Raw genomic sequence first — 14879 nt, forward strand, 5'->3', positions numbered from 1 at the left:
GTCAGTCCTCCATCGCACGCTTGATGCCAGCGGCGTCGAGGCCAGCAGCCTTGCAGCCCTGGCGGGTAGCGTGGAAGTAGGCCTGCGTTTCGCTTTCGTGGCCGGTCATGGCCAGGCCAGCATCGACCAGGCGCTGCATTGCTTCCCGCGCGGCACCAGAAATGTTCGCGCAGTAGTAATTACGCAAACCCCAGTGATATTTCCGGCGTTCTGGCACGGCGCCCAGCATGTGCTGCAGCTTGGCGAAGTCGCCAGGCATGATCGAGTCGCGGACGGCGGCCAGCGCGCAGGCGGCGCATTTGCCGTGCTGGGCCAGCTGCTTGGCAGTGCTGGCCTTGCCGCAGGCGCAGCGCTTGCGGTCGAGCGAATAGACTGACGTCGCCTGGATGGCATGATGGTGGCGGATTGTTTTGGCGGGGCTGATAACCATATGGTATCTTTCAACTAGGTTAATTCTATGGAGTTCGTAATGGGCAATCGACCACCCGTTTCCTTTGTCTTTAGTGATCCAAAAGATCCAATAGCTACCAGGCCCTATGGCCACTCCACCCCAACTTTTGATCCTCTTGACAGGACTTTCCCGGAAGTTGGTGGATTTGTGACATTTACTCGTGACGATGAGCTTTACGTGTACGAGATTCTGAGCGTTCGGGATCACACGCCGACAGGATTGAATATCGTTCACAAGGAAGCAACGCTTGGACCGCGCCTTCCAGATCGAGAGACTGCTTGATGGAATAGCGCCTTCCTCAACCATAGTTTGCGTTTTTGAGTTCGCCAACATCACGCCACCCTCGCAATCTCGCGCTCATGCGCGAAGTTGGCGCGCATAGCAGCATCAATCCGGCGGCCGAGCCAGGCGACATTTGACACGGCCCAGCTGTTGCCGATGGCCTTGTATCGCGGGCCGTCAGCTGCTGCGCGAGCAACCTGGTCGCGCGTCATCACCCCACCACGGAGCAGGTATTTGATCCAGTCCTGGTCAAGCTTTTCAGGGCGCATGGTGCGGCCGAAGGGTATGAGGGTGTAGTCGTCAGGGAAAGCCTGAAGGCGCTCGCACTCGCGAGGCGTCAGGCGACGGACTGCCATGCCCGCCAGCACCATTGGCACGCCTTGGCCAGGCTTTCCACCGCCAGTGGACAACGCGCCAGTGCGGCTGCCATCGCCACCTTCAAGACGAATCTCTGCGCGACTGTTCTCAGCGAAGGCGGCCACAATCGGCTGCCCGCGCCCAGTGCCATCCTCGCTGGCATCGAAGCCTTCGGCCTTAAGAGTGTGGGTGATGTCGCCGATGATGCAGACCGCCTGCGCTTGCGGGCTGGACGTGCCCAGAGCGCCCAAGACGCTGGTACTGCTCACGCAGTCCTGGCGCGCGTCGAAGGCGATAGCCGGTGGGATGCCGGCGTTGGCATGACTGCCGGCGTGGTTTCCAGCGCGTAGCGTCGGTGACAGGTCGTAGCAGGCGTCGCCACCGTAGTCCTTGCTGCTAAAGGCGATTGGCGCGAGCGCCACGCCGTGTTGCGACCCGTTGTCTAGCGTGTACATCGGTGCGCCGGCGTCGCCGATACCCAGGCCGTTTTGATCCTTGCCGCGGGTAGCGTTTTGGATTGGATACGCCACCTGCTGAACCAGGAATGTCTCGCTCTCAAAATCGAGGTGTGGCCCGGCATGCGCGCGGCAGGCGGTGGCAACATGAATTTCGCCTGCCTGGTTATTGCCGCCGAAAGCCATAGGGATAAGCATGCCGGCTTCGGCATCTTGCTGCGTGGCGCTACCTGCAGCTTTTCCGTTCGCCTGCAGCGTACCGGCAATCAGCGTGTCCAAACCATCGCCACGTGGGCGCTCAACGCTGCGCGCCACTGGAGCGGCTACGGAAGCACCGAAAGCAATGTCTTTCCCGTCGACCTGTCGTGCTCCGCCAATATCCTCGGTACTGACTGGCTGCAACCCGAGGCCGCATTCGTCCTGCACTCCGCCACGGCGCGCAGCGCTCGCTCTAACTGTGCCGGCAATGTCTTGCGGCGATTCTCTGCTCGGCGGAGAATCCCTGCGCAAGCCGTCGAACTCAAAAAGTACCTGTGCGGGATCGAACCCTTCTCCAGCACTTGCGATAACGAACACACGGCGGCGTCGTTGGGCCACTCCGAAATATTGGGCGTCGAGGGTCCGCCACGCGACTGTTCGCGCGGGGCCATACACACAACCAGCGTACGCCCATTTACCCCCTGCCGGTTCGATTGGATCATCTTCGCCGGCAAGGCCAGCAAGGAAGCAGCCGAAGGCATTGTCTTTTGTGGAGAGAACGCCAGGGACGTTTTCCCAGAAGACAACGGCTGGAAGAAGTCCAGCTGCAGCGCGTCGTGCATCAATTTCATCTGCAATCTCACAAAAAACAAGGGAAAGGTTGCCGCGTTCGTCGTCGAGCGAATTGCGCAAGCCGGCGATCGAGAATGCTTGGCACGGCGTGCCGCCGCAAAACACGTCCGGCGCGGGCACAAAGCCGTCGCGAATCAGGGCGGCAACCTTGGTCATGTCACCCAGGTTCGGCACGTCCGGATAGTGGTGCGCCAGCACGGCGCAGGGGAATGGCTCGATCTCGGCCAGCCAGGCGGCGCGCCAGCCGAGCGGCCCCCAGGCGACGCTGGCAGCCTCAAGACCGCTGCATACCGAACCGAAAGTAATAGGCATGGCCGTAGTGAAGGAATCGCGCTTCATGCTAAGATTCCTTTCAAACAACTTTTGGAAAAGAAATGAGAATCAAGGCTGACGGTTGGGGCATTGGCATCTACACCCTCATTATTGCCATCGCGGCAGGTGTCGCGATCGAGTTGACTAGAGAGCAATGGGCTTATTGGGTGCCGGCAATTGGATCCATTGGAGCAATTGCTGGTGCCGCATACATTGCAAGCAGCCAAACTCGCCGCATGAGAACGGAAAAATTGCGCGATGACCTTCAGAACACAGTGATTGCACTTCAGATAATCGAAAGATTTCGTTCGTATGCTTTTTATGCCGCACAAGAGGCTGAAGTAACCATACGAGAGACTTCCGGGAAAGACCTGAATATCGTTATTGATCGCGTTGATCGTCTTCGCGTTGGAATCGAAGCTGTATTTCGTCGCAATACGGATAGGCCCACAATGGAATTTGCTCTGCAAATACACGGATATCTCAACGATACAATTGTTCAGCTTAATGAAGCTTCGGTGAATGGAAATTTCGGAAGCAACACGTCCGCAAAGTGCCAATCTATCGCTAGAAGCCTGAATAAAATTCTGCAGCCCCTGACAGCGCACATTGAGATCGTCGGCCGCGAATTGGCTAAATTTCCGTAAATCTGCAATCACTCCACCTCTTTCAATATCGCACTCATGAGCGAAGTTGGTATGGATCAGTTTGCTACGCAGATCGAGGGAAAGGATGAAGGCGTTTCGCTTCATGGATGCACCTCGGCAAACTGTAGTGCAAAATGAGCGCATGGCGGACTGGAGGCGATCGTTGTCACGGGTGCACCGAAAATAGCTTCCACCAACGGATCACGGCCGTGCTCACCGCGCGGCCAGTTGCTGCTGCGAGAGCGGTACAGGTCGAATTCGGCCTGGTCGTCCAGATCAGGCATGCCGTACAGGGCGCGGGAATGGGTTGCTGCGGCCTCGATCAGCACGAGGTGCCCGGCCTTGACCAGCTTGGCCAGGCGCTTGCGCACAGTTTCCTGGTGCAGGGTCAGATCGTCGGCGATGTCAATGATGGTGGCGGCGCCGCAGCGCTTGACCATGGCCAGGATATCGGCTGCGCGGTCGGCGTTGGCGGAATTACGGGTGGCGGCTACGCCAGCAGGCGGGCACGCGCGATTGTCAGCTTGGCTATTCACAAGGCCACCTCTGCAAGCACGGAATCGCGCCATTTCACTTGCTGGATGGGCGCGCCGCTGGAATGCGCCTTGCCGGTGTCCATCACATAGGCATGCTCCCTGCCTTTTTCCGTCGGCACCCAATGGCCGGCAATGTTCTCTTGAAGGCCGGCTTGCACCAGCAACTGATTGAACGCCTTGGCGCTCTTGACGAAGCGGCTGCCCAGCTCCGTCGGCGTGTAATAAATTTCCTGCCCGGGCGTGGCCAGGTGCGTGCGCTCCATCAGCTGCAGCATGTTGACGCCGGTGAGCGCGGCCGTGCCCTGGTTCGCGCTGATAGCCGCAGCATTCTTGTCTAGGCCGATCAGGCGCGCAATGCCGAAGATTGCGCGGAATTCCTTGGCCGGCGAGAGCACGCTGCGCGCGGGCGCGGCGATCGGCGCTTGGCCCGTGGCCACAGCGTCGAAGGTGCGGATTACCTCCAGGTGGAACTTGGGGCTGATCCACATGGCGTAGGCGTACACCAGCTCCTTGCACACGTAGGTGCCGCCGTTGCGACCTTGGGTGGTGATGGTCGACAAACTCTGTGCGGGCGCAGAGTTTAATTCCGCTTCCAGCTCTTGAATTTCCGGGCGACGGAAGAAGAATGCAGGCTGGTGGCGGCTTTCCGCACCAGCGGCTTTGTGCAGGTCGTTGAGGCAAAAGCGGCCTTTTTTATCGACCGCGATCAGCGTATTCGCTATCGTGATGCCTTTGTGATGTACAATTTCGGTCATAAATTCTTTCGCGAATTTTTGTTGTTTCAAGGAAGCCCGCCTGCAAGCGGGCTTTTTTCATTTCTGGCCTTGCAGTTCCTGCAGCATTGCTTCGTAGTGCTTGCGCGTACGCACGTGGCCCGGGTCGACCGGCAATTCGCGCTCGCCGTGCTCTTGCTGCTGGATGCCCTGCTCGGCCTGCGCCGCGCCGGTACCGGCCTCGGGCTGCGCGGTCGAACAGGTCAAGCCGCCACCTCGGCGCGCGCGATGCGCTTGAGCTCGCGGATCGACACGTCGAACACCTCGTGCATGCGGATCAGCAGCGAGGCGCCGATCGGCAAGCGGCCGTGGCGAATCTTGGAAATCACAGGCGGCGCCACTTCCAGCGCGCGTGCCAGAGCTGCGTCGTTCTTTGGGCCCTTGGCCAGCAGCATGTCGAGCAATTCGTTATTGCCGTGGGCGTCGTCCAGCGAGCGGTACGGCTTGATTGCAGTTGTTTGCGTCATGTCATATTCCTAATTGATGGTGATTAAAGTGGCCGAATCCGGCCATGCGATGCTGTAGCTGTCGGGTGCGGCTGCGTTATGGCGGCTCGCGCCGCGGCACCTCGTATTTCTTCGCCACCCTGTCGGTGGCATCGCGCCATTTCTGGCGCGCTTCCTTGTGCGCGGCCTTCGCCGCACTCTCGCCCTCCCCGTCCTTCGCGCCCTGCAAGTCTTTCTCGGCCTGGCGGTAAATCATCGAACGCTGGAAAACCAGCTCCTTTTCCTCGGCCGTGACCTCGGCTGGTTTATTCAATAGCTGCCTCCATGCCGTTAAACCCGCATCCGCACGACGCGCGGGACGACGCCGAAACACGGGCGCGGTGCCGGGAAAAACTGGGCCCTGTTATTTCCTGATTTGGGCCTAGCTCCGCTTGAAAACGGCGGCGTATCATTCCGTTTCGGCCTGGCGTCCAGATGATTGCGGATGATCACGATCGTGCATTCGTTCAGCACATCGCTAACTGACTTGCGCATCGCAGTGCATGCGGCTTGCAAGGCATCTTTGTTCTCGTCGGTGATGTAGCCCTTGACGAGCGCAGTACGTTTTTGCTTCTGTTTCATGGTTTTCTCCTGGTGGTCGGTGTTACAGGGTTTGGGTACAACGAAAATGGGCGGGAAATTCCTTCGTGCTACATTGCAATCTCCACAACAACAATTCGAGGAAATCCCCGTGGTAGATCAAAATTACGTTGCAAAACTGGAGGCTCGCATCGAAGCGTTAAGCGTTTTGCTTTGCACTGTTGTGAAGCACAACGGCCTGGGAACTGATCAAGCTTTCCTATCCGCGCTGGAAAGCAATACGGAGCGTGTCGTCGACCTATCTCTGCTCACGCAGTACCCGGAGGGGTATCTCGAAGAACTCCGCGCCTTCTCATCTCATCTTCAAGAATGGATTTCGAGAGGGGAGCGTCAGTAGGTGCTGGTGAGCCGCTGCAGCCGTTTTTTGCGGATACCTGCGGGCTGGCCCGGTAAATGCGAGCCGAACCGAATGGCATTCCCTCAACCTTGACCAGGACGCCAAACAGCTTGGCGACCAGATGGACTGGCAGGACACGCCACCTCGCGTGGATTTCGGTTTTGTTCATGTCGGCTCCTTCAGTTCTTTGAGGCATTCATCGAACGGCACGCCAGGCGGCAGCTGGTGCAGTTCGAGCAGCGGGATGTGCACGAAATCGTCCGCCGGGCTCGGTGGGGAAATGGGAATAAGGCGGATCATGGCTTGGCGCCCACGTCGATACCGACGGCGGCCCCCGCAGGCGCGGTGTCGAAGATGGCATTGGTGGTGGGCGGCTGGCGGCCAGCGTGGCCTGGTCCTTGTGCCGGATCAGATGCGCGACGCGAGGCTGGGATGGGCTCGCCGTAAATGTCGTTATAGGTAACTGCCTCCCCCTTTGATGCGGCAAATTTAATCAGCAGCTTTGCGACCGACGGTGGAACTTCCTGACCTTGTTCGTAGTGAGATATGTTGCCCTGCGTGACGCCAAGCTCTTTGGCAAGAGCCGCTTGGGTGACGCGCAGGCGTACACGGATGGTTTGAATTGGGTTCATGCGACGAATATTAGTCGGACTGTTTGAATATGTCAACAGTCTGACTGTTTGAAAATTATTAGTTTTCCTTATAACCTCCTACGATGCCCGCACTCCCCTTATCAGACGAACAGCTCGCCGATGCCTCAAGGCTCAAAACTCTCTTTCAGGAGTGGCAGCGCTCGCGCAAAGAAAGCAACCTCCCTCACTCACAAGAGGCAGCAGCAGCTGCGCTTGGTTTTGGCCAAAGCGCGCTCACGCAATATCTCAATGGAAAAATTCCGCTAAATGTGACTGCCGGCGTAAAGCTTGCAAACTTGTTGGGCGTGTCGCTTTCCGATTTCAGCCCAGCGCTTGCAGAGCATGCCGGGAAGATCGCGGATGCTGTCGCCCCGCATACCGATGATATCAGTGCAGCAAGCCTACCTGGCGCACGTCCTGTGACCGACGACGATAATCACGCGCCCATCACAGTACCCATTAAGATGGTTGCCCTGCATCTCCAAGCGGGCGCCACGGGGTTTGAGACTGAGGAAAGCTATGAAGATGGTGGCAAGCTGCACGTGCCTCGCCAGTGGATTGAAGAGAATGACCTCGATCCGCAGCGGCTCCTGGCCATAAAAATCCGTGGCGACAGTATGGTGCCGATGATGTACGAGGGTGACATTGCGGTGATTAACGTGCACGACAGAAATCGAGTCAACGGCGGTGTTTTCGCCGTCAACTTCAAAGGTCAGGCCCTGGTGAAGCGGCTGAAATATGAGCGTAGGGAGTGGTATCTTGCGTCCGAAAATCCGGACTTCAAACAAGAGCCTTGCCGCAACGGCGAATGCAATGTCGTCGGCCGTGTCGTGCGCTTCGAGCCGCGCAATTTCAAGGATCGTCTATGAGCCCATCTTCGGGCGGCAACAACTCGGCGCGTGGCGCTTTACAGAAGATCCTTTTCCCAGCTGTCGCTGCGGCTTTGGTAGCCCTGCTGTTCTTCGTTTATGGATCAGTTCACCGAGAGCCGGAAGGCGCAGTTCCAAGCCAACAGCAAGTGTTCGCCCAAGAGAAATCTGCCGCCAAGCATGCCGTTGAATTGTGCCGCAGCCGCGCCACAGCGTTGCCGGCCGGTTCGAGTGAAGCGAAAATTGCCCAAGATGCCTGCCAGCTTATGCAGGCACACTACGAACAAACATACCGCCTGACGCCATGATCCTAAAATCTATTTTCTTTGCGGCTGTGCTGGCGCTGCCAATCGCGGCCACTGCAGAGCCATGCAACAAGGCAGCCGCCCAAGACGTGCAGTTCGGCATCCGAGAATTTGCCAAGTGGCACATCGAAGGCGATCACCTTGCCGTGCATTGGGTCTACGCAATCGAGAAGCAACCCGAGGCGAAGCGCCTGCAGATGATCACAACCTATGCTGATATGGATGCGTGCCTGGGAGGCGCCGCCCGGGAGATCATGTTCTACCGCAAAGGCAAGTTGATGGGTATCGCGTCTCCAGGGCACGGAATTCGCCTGCTCAAGTAAACGTTTTCACAAGCAGGGATGGGCAAATGACGCTCTGCTGAAATTATAAAACGGCGCAGAGGTAAGCAGCACGCTCACCATGCTCATTGTCAACATGCACATCACCTGAGCCAATTACAATAAATGAAAAAAATATCTGCTCGTAGACGCCAATGGCTTATACGCGAGTGCTGTCGTACTATGCATGCGAGATCGCGCCCTCCGATGAAGAAGCGAGCAAGAGTGACCACGCTGAGGTCATGCCGCGTGCTTGCGCCTCAAAAGTTCTATTTCCTCGGAGTCGCTGATCAGAAACCGTTATTTGACTTTTTATCTCTTGTAAAAAGCAAACTCGACGCCAATTTTAGGGTTAAGATCAACTTCGACAACACTGAAGAAGTGCATCCATGCGGGACACTAATTTTCCTGTCCCATCTTGATCTCTGGGTAGATCGGTATCCCGGAAGAGTGTCGTGTAATTACCCCAGGGACCCTGTAGTGGAAGAGTTGCTGCAGCATGTGTCTGCATTGTCAAAGTTAGGCCTAACCTCACGAAAATCTATAGCCCATGAGAGAGTCAAGCATTGGCATTACCACTATGGAAAAGACCTCAACTCAGCCACGTACTCTGATCTAACTCGCGCCACAAGGGAAGGAATCGTTCATCCCGCAAAAGAGACTTTTGCAGACTGCTTGAACGAAGCGGTTGCGAACACCGTTGGCCATGCTTACGAGCATCCGTTCAAAGGCATGCCTCCGGAAGATCAGCGCAAGTGGTGGATGCTGTCGCTCCTAAAGGATGATGAGCTTTTTGTTGCAATCTACGACCAAGGCATTGGGATACCTGGCTCACTGAAGCGAAAACCAAAATTTTTTGAGTACTTTAAGCGTCGGACTTACAATGACGGCATCCTCATTCAAGCCGCTATCGACAGCAAGCTAACACGCACACGTTTGCCGCATCGCGGCAAAGGTCTTCCCGAAATGTTAGAGTTCAGTGAGCAGCTTAAGGATGGTGGCCTTTCGATTTGGAGTCAGCATGGCGGCATGACCTATAATGCACAACGGCGCGTAGAGCGATGCCACAAAATGAAAAGCAGATTGCCTGGCACCCTCGTCCTATGGTCTATACCGTTCCGCAAGGAGCAAGAAAATGCAAGATACGATGATATCAATTCCTAAAAATTTCTCAGAAAACCCCGCTGGCAGATATCGCACAGATGGCCCAAATTCAGGCCAGCGATTCAGGGAAGACTGGCTACTGCCAGCACTGCAAAGTAGTAGCAGAGTGACAGTGGATCTAGATGGCGCGCTGGGTTTTGGCTCATCCTTTTTGGAGGAAGCGTTTGGCGGATTGGTCCGCGCGGGCTTCAAAGGGCGCGACCTACATGACAAACTAGAAATATTGTCAAAAACTTCTATGTATAAAAGTCGTATTTGGCACTATATTGACGAAGCTTCATCGCGCAAGTTCGGCGCAGGAAAATGAGTTTCGCTGACATAATTAAAGATTATGGCCCCCCGGTTGCTTGGGCATTAGCATTTGGAAGCTTGTTTTATAACAACAAGACTTCGAATCATCGAGAAAAGCGCAAAGAATTTCGTGCAGAAATAGATCTTATTGAAAAAGTTGTAAAGGAAATCACTTCCAACTTGATGACCTATTTGAAGAAGCCTAGTCGTGATGATGATGCAGTTTCCTTGGAGATCGAGATCAAAGGGAAGTTTCAGGAGCTTTTTTTTCGTTGGGATCGCCTTAAGAAGCGTCAAAAAGGTGGCGATTTAGGACTTTACATGGATCCTTGCTCTGCAAACGTTGCAATGCTCTTCGATCATTGTACCGGCGACTACTTTGAAACAGGTAAGCGTATCCCTGGCGAGCTGATTGCCGCTCATGCTCAAAAAGCCCAAGTACACGCCCTCACCCTGATAGAATCTCTTCATAGTCTTTTTCTAATGAAGTTCGACGGAATCAAGAACCCTAGCCCTTGACATCAAAAAGTCACATTAAGCCCGCTGCGAGCGGGCTTTTTAGTCTCATAGAATTTCCGATCACTTCCAACTTAGCAATATTCGACGCATAATGCATTCATGCAACTATGCGCAGCGATCATCAACATCAAGCAAATTCAGTTGGCCGTGGTCCAGGTCCAGCCAGAGCATACCTGGCCGTCCACTGGCCCGGCCGCCCTGCTCCATGCACAACGGTTCTTCCCTACCCTGCCTATTTTGCTGCTGTCGCCGCGCGTCGGCGGCTTCTCGCGTAGCTACTCCGCGTTCGATATCGCGCCGCTGATCAGCCAGATTAACGCTGACGAAATCGTCTGGCAAGACTACCGGCCGCCTCCACCACCCGAACTGCCTTTTTAAATACGCATCCCAGCCTCGATGATTCGAGGCTTTTTTTCGTCCGTCGATAAATATTTCACTATTTATTAGTCCGACTGTTGACATGTACTTAGCAGTCGGACTAATATTCGTCATCGAACAAGCAAACACAGGAGTACACCATGTCCCCAGCCGAACTTGCAGCACTCGAAGCGGTCCTCGTCGCCCACGGCGAAGTGATCCCGGCAATCGCAATCCCAGCACGCGGCTAATCGTCATGAGCGCCCGTGACGCCCTGCCCGGCCTGTTCACCGCCCCACCGGCGCGCGCAACGCTGCGCAAGTACAACGTGTCAATCAAGTTTGAGGATGGGAATTTTGAGGCAGTTGCCTGGGCAGTAAGCCCGAATCAAGCGCATGAGCTGGCTCGAGTAGATGCGCGCATGGCGTCTTGCAACGGCACGTTTTATGGCCGCGAGCTGGGCTGGACTGCAGAGCTGGCAAAAGTTTAGCGGTCGCCCGCCGCCGTAGTTCAAGGCGGGACAGGCCGGCGGGCCAGAAAAATGCCCTGTGGGATCAGCATGCCCCGATTGATCTTCGTGAGGATCAGGCGCCCGGGGAAGCCCGGCGCCACAACCAACCTTAAAGGAAACACAGCATGTCGAATTTTAAAAAAGACCAGAAAGTGAATGTGAAGGGCACGAAAACTGCGCCACTGCCGCGCCCTGGCAAGTTCGTGCAAACGCATCCGGGCGTGCGCGGCGACTTCGTGGAAGTGGTGCTGGACGGCTCGACGCAAAGCCAACGCTTCCGCCCTTCGCAGGTGTCGGCAGCCTAATTTCACCCCGGCCAGTCGCCCTGGCCCGTTTCGCCGGCGTAACCGGCGGCCAAGACATGACCATCGAATCTGCCGGGGTGATTGCCGAGCAGGTACGGCCAGATTAATCACCTGGTGTCGGCGTCCCATGAGGGATTCTCGATGGTCATGTGTTGGCGGCCCACCAGCCGCAGGAATCACGCGCCCGACGGATTGACCGGGTCGTCAACAGCCAATTAACCAGAGGAGCAGGACATGAGCTACATGATCACCATCCGCACCGGCCCGCGCGCCGAAGATGTCGCGCACTTCGCGGCCATCGGCAACCTGGCGGCACTGATTGATGCGGCCTACGACGACGGCGCCCTGGGCGTGACTGCGATGGTGCGGCCATGATCGCCCTCTTCCACCGCCTCCTGGCCACCCACCGCTACTACCAAGCGCAGCACCAGCACCACATGAACAAGATGCGCCTGGCCGGCGTGTGCCGCGAACTGGCCGGGCTGGAAGAACTGCGCAAGGAACTGATCACCGCAAAGATTGAAGCGTTGATCGACCTGGACGCATCCGCCGCGCGCGTGAAGCAGCTGGGCCGCGCCCACCGGGAGGCGCAGTGGACGTCGTCAGCCAAGCCGTGATCGACGTGGCCAGCCAGGCCTTGCGCAACTGGCATGCCGGCCAAGCCATCGTCTACGCCGTTCGCCTAGCGCTGTTGAAGGCAGAAATCATAAAACTCACAAGGAAAAAGTCATGAACGCAGTTACGCAAGAAAGCCGAACCGCCATGCAGACAACGCAGTACGAACAAGGCGACCTGCCCGTGGTAGCCACCAGTAGCGCCTCGCTGATCCTGGACAGCGCAAGTATGGACAGCATGATGCGCCTGGCCGACATCATGGCCAAAGGCCGCGCCACCATCCCGGAGCACCTGCGCGGTAGCCCGGCCGACTGCGCCGCCGTCATCATGCAGGCCATCCAGTGGCGCATGAATCCCTTTGCGGTGGCGCAGAAAACGCACTTGGTGAACGGCGCGCTGGGTTACGAGGCGCAGTTGGTCAATGCCGTGATCCAGTCCAGCGGTGTCACGCGCGACCGCTTCAACTACGAATGGTACGGCTCTTGGGAAAAGATCATCGGCAAGACGCGCGTCTGCAATGCGCCGGCCAAGGGCAAGCCCGGCGAGAACGGTTACAAAAAGGAGTACCAGTTCCGCGTGCCGGACTACGACCTCAAGGACGAGGATGGCCTGGGCGTGCGCATCTGGGCGACGTTACGCGGTGAGGCTGAGCCACGCGTGCTCGAACTGCTGCTGGTGCAGGCCAGCGTGCGTAATTCCCCGCTGTGGGCGACCGACCCGAAACAGCAGCTGGCGTACCTGGCCGTGAAACGCTGGACCCGCCTCTACTCCCCCGACGTGATCCTGGGTGTCTACACCCCCGACGAGCTGGACGAAGGCAACCGCGAGGCGCGCGATATTACGCCGGATACCGGAGGCATGCGCGCACCAGCGCCAGCCCAGGCATCGCAAGCATTGATCGACGCGGCCGAAGCGGCCGCAGGCAAAGGCGTAACTGCGTATCAAAAATTCTGGACTGACACTGGCGTACCGAACCGGAAAGCCCTGGCTGCCGATCACGAAAGACTGAAAGCAAAAGCTGTGGCTGCAGATCAAAGCCGTACGGTTGATGCGGCGCCGTTGGCCAGTGCAACCCCTCCCCCACTTTCGCCTGAAATGGAAGAGTTGGCTGCCGACCTTGGCGCGGTCGCTGAAGAGGGCCTGGAAGCATTTGTTGGCGCTTGGGATCGGCTCTCCAAGACCACGCAGGACAAGCTGGCCGGCGCCTACCCTGCAATGAAGGCACGCGCAGAAGCTGTCGAGGTGTCCAAATGATCATCCTTACCTGCGAGCAAGGAAGCCCCGAATGGCATGCCGCCCGAGCCGGGGTAATCACCGCCAGCATGTTCGTGGTGGCGCGCGCCAAGCTGAAATCGGGTGCAAACAAAGGCCAGCCCACGTCAGCAGCCAATGATTACGCCTTCCGCCTGGCCATCGAGCGCATCAGCGGCATGCCGCTCGACGAAGGATTCGAAACTTATGCCATGCGACGCGGCCATGACCTGGAGCCGGCCGCACGCCACGAGCACGAGGTGCAAAGCGGTCACGTTGTTGAACGCGCTGGCTTTGTCCTTACCGAAGATCGCTTGTTTGGAGCCAGTGCGGACGGGCTGATCGGCGATGACGGAGGCAGCGAATACAAATGCCTGATCTCACCCGAACGCCTCCGCGACGTTCTGATAAACGGCGATTTCAGCGAATTCATGGACCAGGTGCAGGGCTGCATGTGGATCACAGGCCGCCGCTGGTGGGATTTCTGCCTGTACTGCCCTGCTCTGGCTCCAGTCGGCAAAGAGCTGTGGTTCCGTCGCGTCGAGCGCGACGACGCCTACATCGACGCGATGGTGCTCGACCTGGTCGATTTTGAAAAACTGGTTACTGAAAACGAAACAATTTTACGAATGAAGGAGGCAGCATGATCACCGAAACCACCCAGGCCGCGCCGGCCGCCACCGCCCTCACCCTGCCGCAGCGCGCGGCCTTAGCATTGGGCGCCGTCGACTACGAGGCAAAAATCAAAGAGCAGGTCGCCGCCTCGACCGATATCTCCGCCGTCATCGATCCGGCCGGGCGCGAGCAGGCACACCGTATCGGCATGAACCTGCTGAAACTTCGCACCGGCATCAAGGCCGTTGGTGAGGCCGCACGCAAAGACGCGACAGACTTCAGCAAGGCGGTGATTGCCAAGGAAAAAGACCTGATTGCGCTGATCACGCCAGAAGAAAATCGCGTGTTCGAGCTGCGCGACGCCTACGACACCAAGGTCGAGGCCGAAAAGCAAGCTGCGATTGCGAAGGAGCGCGAACGCATTACTGCGATCCAGGCTGACATTGCGGCAATCCATGATGCGCCGCTGGAACTGGTGGGCAAGTCCGCTGCCGATATTCAGGCGGCTGCAGCTACCGTGGCTGCCATCGTCGTGAATAAGGAGCGCTTTGCCGAATTCGAGAAGGATGCTGCCAAGGTCGTTGCCGAAGTGAGCGCCAAGCTGGCCAGCCTGCATGCCGCAGCAGTGGCGAACGAAGAAGAAGCCGCCCGCATTGCCGCCGAGCGCGCCGAACTGGCGCAGCTGCGCGAAGCGGCTGCCGAGGCCCGGCGCATCGCCCAGGTGGAAGCTGAGCGTATCGCTGCCGAACGCCAAGCCGAAGACGACCGCCGCGCGGTGCTGGTCGCCGAGCAGGAAGCGGAGGAGCTGCGCCAGCGCGAAGCCCATGCCGCTGAATTGAAAAAGCAGGCAGACGCCCAAGCAGAGCAGAACCGGCTGGAGCAAGCGGAAATCGCACGCCAGCGCCAGGAACTGCTGGACATGCAAACCGCTGCAGCAGAAGCCGCACGGCTGGCCCAGGTCGACGCCGACCGATTGGCCAATGAAGCTGTGCAAGCCGAGCAAGCCGCACAGCTCGCCGTGGCGCGCGCCGCCGAGCAAGCCGCTCAAGTTGCCGCGCC

At 57.7% G+C, this 14879-nt stretch carries 25 protein-coding genes and 1 pseudogene; 15 read left to right on the forward strand and 11 right to left on the reverse strand.

The features are described 5' to 3' along the window. Position 1: 1 nt before the first annotated feature. Together JaAD80_RS30220 and JaAD80_RS31405 are read right to left on the reverse strand one after the other, a co-directional pair. Positions 2-784, reverse strand: coding sequence for a hypothetical protein (locus tag JaAD80_RS30220; RefSeq protein ID WP_146012313.1), 783 nt, complete (start codon positions 782-784; stop codon positions 2-4). After that, the gene (locus JaAD80_RS31405) at positions 784-2715 is read right to left on the reverse strand and encodes a DNA cytosine methyltransferase (RefSeq protein ID WP_258002871.1); all 1932 of its coding nucleotides are present in this window, start codon (positions 2713-2715) and stop codon (positions 784-786) included. Before JaAD80_RS31405 ends, JaAD80_RS30220 begins: the two co-directional genes overlap by 1 nt. A gap of 35 nt (positions 2716-2750) precedes the next feature. Here JaAD80_RS31405 and JaAD80_RS08230 point away from each other — a divergent pair, with 35 nt between their 5' ends. After that, the gene (locus tag JaAD80_RS08230; protein WP_102293732.1) at positions 2751-3335 is read left to right on the forward strand and encodes a hypothetical protein; all 585 of its coding nucleotides are present in this window, start codon (positions 2751-2753) and stop codon (positions 3333-3335) included. 101 nt (positions 3336-3436) lie between these two features. Here JaAD80_RS08230 and JaAD80_RS08235 read toward each other — a convergent pair whose 3' ends face one another. The 9 genes and pseudogenes from JaAD80_RS08235 to JaAD80_RS08265 all read right to left on the reverse strand — a co-directional run bounded on the left by JaAD80_RS08235 (position 3437) and on the right by JaAD80_RS08265 (position 6698). Next, positions 3437-3871 carry a hypothetical protein gene (locus tag JaAD80_RS08235; RefSeq protein WP_102293733.1) on the reverse strand — a complete coding sequence of 145 codons (435 nt, stop codon included), beginning with the start codon at positions 3869-3871 and terminating at the stop codon, positions 3437-3439. Next, positions 3868-4656 carry a KilA-N domain-containing protein gene (locus JaAD80_RS08240; RefSeq protein ID WP_219726796.1) on the reverse strand — a complete coding sequence of 263 codons (789 nt, stop codon included), beginning with the start codon at positions 4654-4656 and terminating at the stop codon, positions 3868-3870. The genes JaAD80_RS08235 and JaAD80_RS08240 overlap by 4 nt, the downstream gene beginning before the upstream one ends. 27 nt (positions 4657-4683) lie before the next feature. Next, positions 4684-4851 (reverse strand): hypothetical protein, encoded by a 168-nt coding sequence (locus JaAD80_RS30600; RefSeq protein ID WP_180979343.1) that lies wholly within the window; start codon positions 4849-4851, stop codon positions 4684-4686. A 20-nt stretch (positions 4852-4871) separates the two neighbouring features. After that, positions 4872-5111: pseudogene (locus JaAD80_RS08245) on the reverse strand (helix-turn-helix domain-containing protein); the annotation flags it as partial. 76 nt (positions 5112-5187) lie between these two features. Next, positions 5188-5403 (reverse strand): hypothetical protein, encoded by a 216-nt coding sequence (locus JaAD80_RS08250; protein WP_102293735.1) that lies wholly within the window; start codon positions 5401-5403, stop codon positions 5188-5190. Between the two features lie 17 nt (positions 5404-5420). Continuing rightward, positions 5421-5711, reverse strand: coding sequence for a hypothetical protein (locus JaAD80_RS08255; RefSeq protein ID WP_102293736.1), 291 nt, complete (start codon positions 5709-5711; stop codon positions 5421-5423). Positions 5712-5977: 266 nt separating this feature from the next. Further along, entirely contained in the window at positions 5978-6235 is a 258-nt protein-coding gene (locus tag JaAD80_RS30225; protein WP_146012314.1) for a hypothetical protein, read from the reverse strand. After that, positions 6232-6366 (reverse strand): hypothetical protein, encoded by a 135-nt coding sequence (locus JaAD80_RS31410; RefSeq protein ID WP_258002872.1) that lies wholly within the window; start codon positions 6364-6366, stop codon positions 6232-6234. The genes JaAD80_RS30225 and JaAD80_RS31410 overlap by 4 nt, the downstream gene beginning before the upstream one ends. Next, a complete protein-coding gene (locus JaAD80_RS08265; RefSeq protein WP_102293738.1) occupies positions 6363-6698 on the reverse strand; it encodes a DNA-binding transcriptional regulator in 336 nt (111 codons plus the stop codon). The genes JaAD80_RS31410 and JaAD80_RS08265 overlap by 4 nt, the downstream gene beginning before the upstream one ends. 83 nt (positions 6699-6781) lie before the next feature. Here JaAD80_RS08265 and JaAD80_RS08270 point away from each other — a divergent pair, with 83 nt between their 5' ends. From JaAD80_RS08270 to JaAD80_RS08315, 14 genes are all read left to right on the forward strand, one after another. Beyond that, the gene (locus JaAD80_RS08270) at positions 6782-7567 is read left to right on the forward strand and encodes a helix-turn-helix transcriptional regulator (protein ID WP_102293739.1); all 786 of its coding nucleotides are present in this window, start codon (positions 6782-6784) and stop codon (positions 7565-7567) included. After that, positions 7564-7875 carry a hypothetical protein gene (locus JaAD80_RS30230; protein WP_146012315.1) on the forward strand — a complete coding sequence of 104 codons (312 nt, stop codon included), beginning with the start codon at positions 7564-7566 and terminating at the stop codon, positions 7873-7875. The genes JaAD80_RS08270 and JaAD80_RS30230 overlap by 4 nt, the downstream gene beginning before the upstream one ends. Further along, entirely contained in the window at positions 7872-8195 is a 324-nt protein-coding gene (locus JaAD80_RS08275; RefSeq protein ID WP_102293740.1) for a hypothetical protein, read from the forward strand. The genes JaAD80_RS30230 and JaAD80_RS08275 overlap by 4 nt, the downstream gene beginning before the upstream one ends. A 204-nt stretch (positions 8196-8399) precedes the next feature. Next, positions 8400-9356: a hypothetical protein gene (locus JaAD80_RS30235; protein ID WP_180979344.1), complete on the forward strand. Its 957-nt coding sequence runs from the start codon at positions 8400-8402 to the stop codon at positions 9354-9356. After that, the gene (locus JaAD80_RS08280) at positions 9328-9663 is read left to right on the forward strand and encodes an STAS-like domain-containing protein (protein WP_102293741.1); all 336 of its coding nucleotides are present in this window, start codon (positions 9328-9330) and stop codon (positions 9661-9663) included. The genes JaAD80_RS30235 and JaAD80_RS08280 overlap by 29 nt, the downstream gene beginning before the upstream one ends. Next, entirely contained in the window at positions 9660-10166 is a 507-nt protein-coding gene (locus JaAD80_RS08285) for a hypothetical protein (protein ID WP_146012317.1), read from the forward strand. The genes JaAD80_RS08280 and JaAD80_RS08285 overlap by 4 nt, the downstream gene beginning before the upstream one ends. Before the next feature lie 99 nt (positions 10167-10265). Further along, complete coding sequence (locus tag JaAD80_RS08290) at positions 10266-10544, forward strand: hypothetical protein (protein WP_102293743.1); 279 nt, start codon at positions 10266-10268, stop codon at positions 10542-10544. Between the two features lie 235 nt (positions 10545-10779). Continuing rightward, the gene (locus JaAD80_RS30240; RefSeq protein WP_146012318.1) at positions 10780-11013 is read left to right on the forward strand and encodes a hypothetical protein; all 234 of its coding nucleotides are present in this window, start codon (positions 10780-10782) and stop codon (positions 11011-11013) included. 146 nt (positions 11014-11159) lie between these two features. Beyond that, on the forward strand, positions 11160-11339 hold the full coding sequence (locus tag JaAD80_RS08295) for a hypothetical protein (RefSeq protein WP_102293744.1): 180 nt from the start codon (positions 11160-11162) through the stop codon (positions 11337-11339). Positions 11340-11573: 234 nt separating this feature from the next. Next, on the forward strand, positions 11574-11714 hold the full coding sequence (locus JaAD80_RS30605; protein WP_180979345.1) for a hypothetical protein: 141 nt from the start codon (positions 11574-11576) through the stop codon (positions 11712-11714). Continuing rightward, entirely contained in the window at positions 11711-11956 is a 246-nt protein-coding gene (locus JaAD80_RS08300; protein ID WP_102293745.1) for a hypothetical protein, read from the forward strand. The genes JaAD80_RS30605 and JaAD80_RS08300 overlap by 4 nt, the downstream gene beginning before the upstream one ends. 112 nt (positions 11957-12068) lie before the next feature. Then, positions 12069-13208 carry a RecT family recombinase gene (locus tag JaAD80_RS31835; RefSeq protein WP_308410570.1) on the forward strand — a complete coding sequence of 380 codons (1140 nt, stop codon included), beginning with the start codon at positions 12069-12071 and terminating at the stop codon, positions 13206-13208. After that, a complete protein-coding gene (locus JaAD80_RS08310) occupies positions 13205-13852 on the forward strand; it encodes a lambda exonuclease family protein (RefSeq protein WP_102293746.1) in 648 nt (215 codons plus the stop codon). The genes JaAD80_RS31835 and JaAD80_RS08310 overlap by 4 nt, the downstream gene beginning before the upstream one ends. Continuing rightward, positions 13849-14879, forward strand: a 1031-nt coding sequence (locus JaAD80_RS08315; RefSeq protein WP_102293747.1) for a hypothetical protein, incomplete at its 3' end; no start/stop codon positions are given. The genes JaAD80_RS08310 and JaAD80_RS08315, both read left to right, overlap by 4 nt.

Source organism: Janthinobacterium sp. AD80 (genome assembly GCF_002878455.1).
Taxonomy (GTDB): Bacteria; Pseudomonadota; Gammaproteobacteria; order Burkholderiales; family Burkholderiaceae_D; genus Janthinobacterium.

Coding starts and splice junctions, on each gene's coding strand:
- JaAD80_RS30220 (WP_146012313.1), bottom strand. CDS start 784: ATGTTGGCGAACTCAAAAACGCAAACTATGGTTGAGGAAGGCGCTATT.
- JaAD80_RS31405 (WP_258002871.1), bottom strand. CDS start 2,715: ATGAAGCGCGATTCCTTCACTACGGCCATGCCTATTACTTTCGGTTCG.
- JaAD80_RS08230 (WP_102293732.1), top strand. CDS start 2,751: ATGAGAATCAAGGCTGACGGTTGGGGCATTGGCATCTACACCCTCATT.
- JaAD80_RS08255 (WP_102293736.1), bottom strand. CDS start 5,711: ATGAAACAGAAGCAAAAACGTACTGCGCTCGTCAAGGGCTACATCACC.
- JaAD80_RS30225 (WP_146012314.1), bottom strand. CDS start 6,235: ATGAACAAAACCGAAATCCACGCGAGGTGGCGTGTCCTGCCAGTCCAT.
- JaAD80_RS31410 (WP_258002872.1), bottom strand. CDS start 6,366: ATGATCCGCCTTATTCCCATTTCCCCACCGAGCCCGGCGGACGATTTC.
- JaAD80_RS08265 (WP_102293738.1), bottom strand. CDS start 6,698: ATGAACCCAATTCAAACCATCCGTGTACGCCTGCGCGTCACCCAAGCG.
- JaAD80_RS08270 (WP_102293739.1), top strand. CDS start 6,782: ATGCCCGCACTCCCCTTATCAGACGAACAGCTCGCCGATGCCTCAAGG.
- JaAD80_RS30230 (WP_146012315.1), top strand. CDS start 7,564: ATGAGCCCATCTTCGGGCGGCAACAACTCGGCGCGTGGCGCTTTACAG.
- JaAD80_RS08275 (WP_102293740.1), top strand. CDS start 7,872: ATGATCCTAAAATCTATTTTCTTTGCGGCTGTGCTGGCGCTGCCAATC.
- JaAD80_RS30235 (WP_180979344.1), top strand. CDS start 8,400: ATGAAGAAGCGAGCAAGAGTGACCACGCTGAGGTCATGCCGCGTGCTT.
- JaAD80_RS08280 (WP_102293741.1), top strand. CDS start 9,328: ATGCAAGATACGATGATATCAATTCCTAAAAATTTCTCAGAAAACCCC.
- JaAD80_RS08285 (WP_146012317.1), top strand. CDS start 9,660: ATGAGTTTCGCTGACATAATTAAAGATTATGGCCCCCCGGTTGCTTGG.
- JaAD80_RS08290 (WP_102293743.1), top strand. CDS start 10,266: ATGCAACTATGCGCAGCGATCATCAACATCAAGCAAATTCAGTTGGCC.
- JaAD80_RS30240 (WP_146012318.1), top strand. CDS start 10,780: ATGAGCGCCCGTGACGCCCTGCCCGGCCTGTTCACCGCCCCACCGGCG.
- JaAD80_RS08295 (WP_102293744.1), top strand. CDS start 11,160: ATGTCGAATTTTAAAAAAGACCAGAAAGTGAATGTGAAGGGCACGAAA.
- JaAD80_RS30605 (WP_180979345.1), top strand. CDS start 11,574: ATGAGCTACATGATCACCATCCGCACCGGCCCGCGCGCCGAAGATGTC.
- JaAD80_RS08300 (WP_102293745.1), top strand. CDS start 11,711: ATGATCGCCCTCTTCCACCGCCTCCTGGCCACCCACCGCTACTACCAA.
- JaAD80_RS31835 (WP_308410570.1), top strand. CDS start 12,069: ATGAACGCAGTTACGCAAGAAAGCCGAACCGCCATGCAGACAACGCAG.
- JaAD80_RS08310 (WP_102293746.1), top strand. CDS start 13,205: ATGATCATCCTTACCTGCGAGCAAGGAAGCCCCGAATGGCATGCCGCC.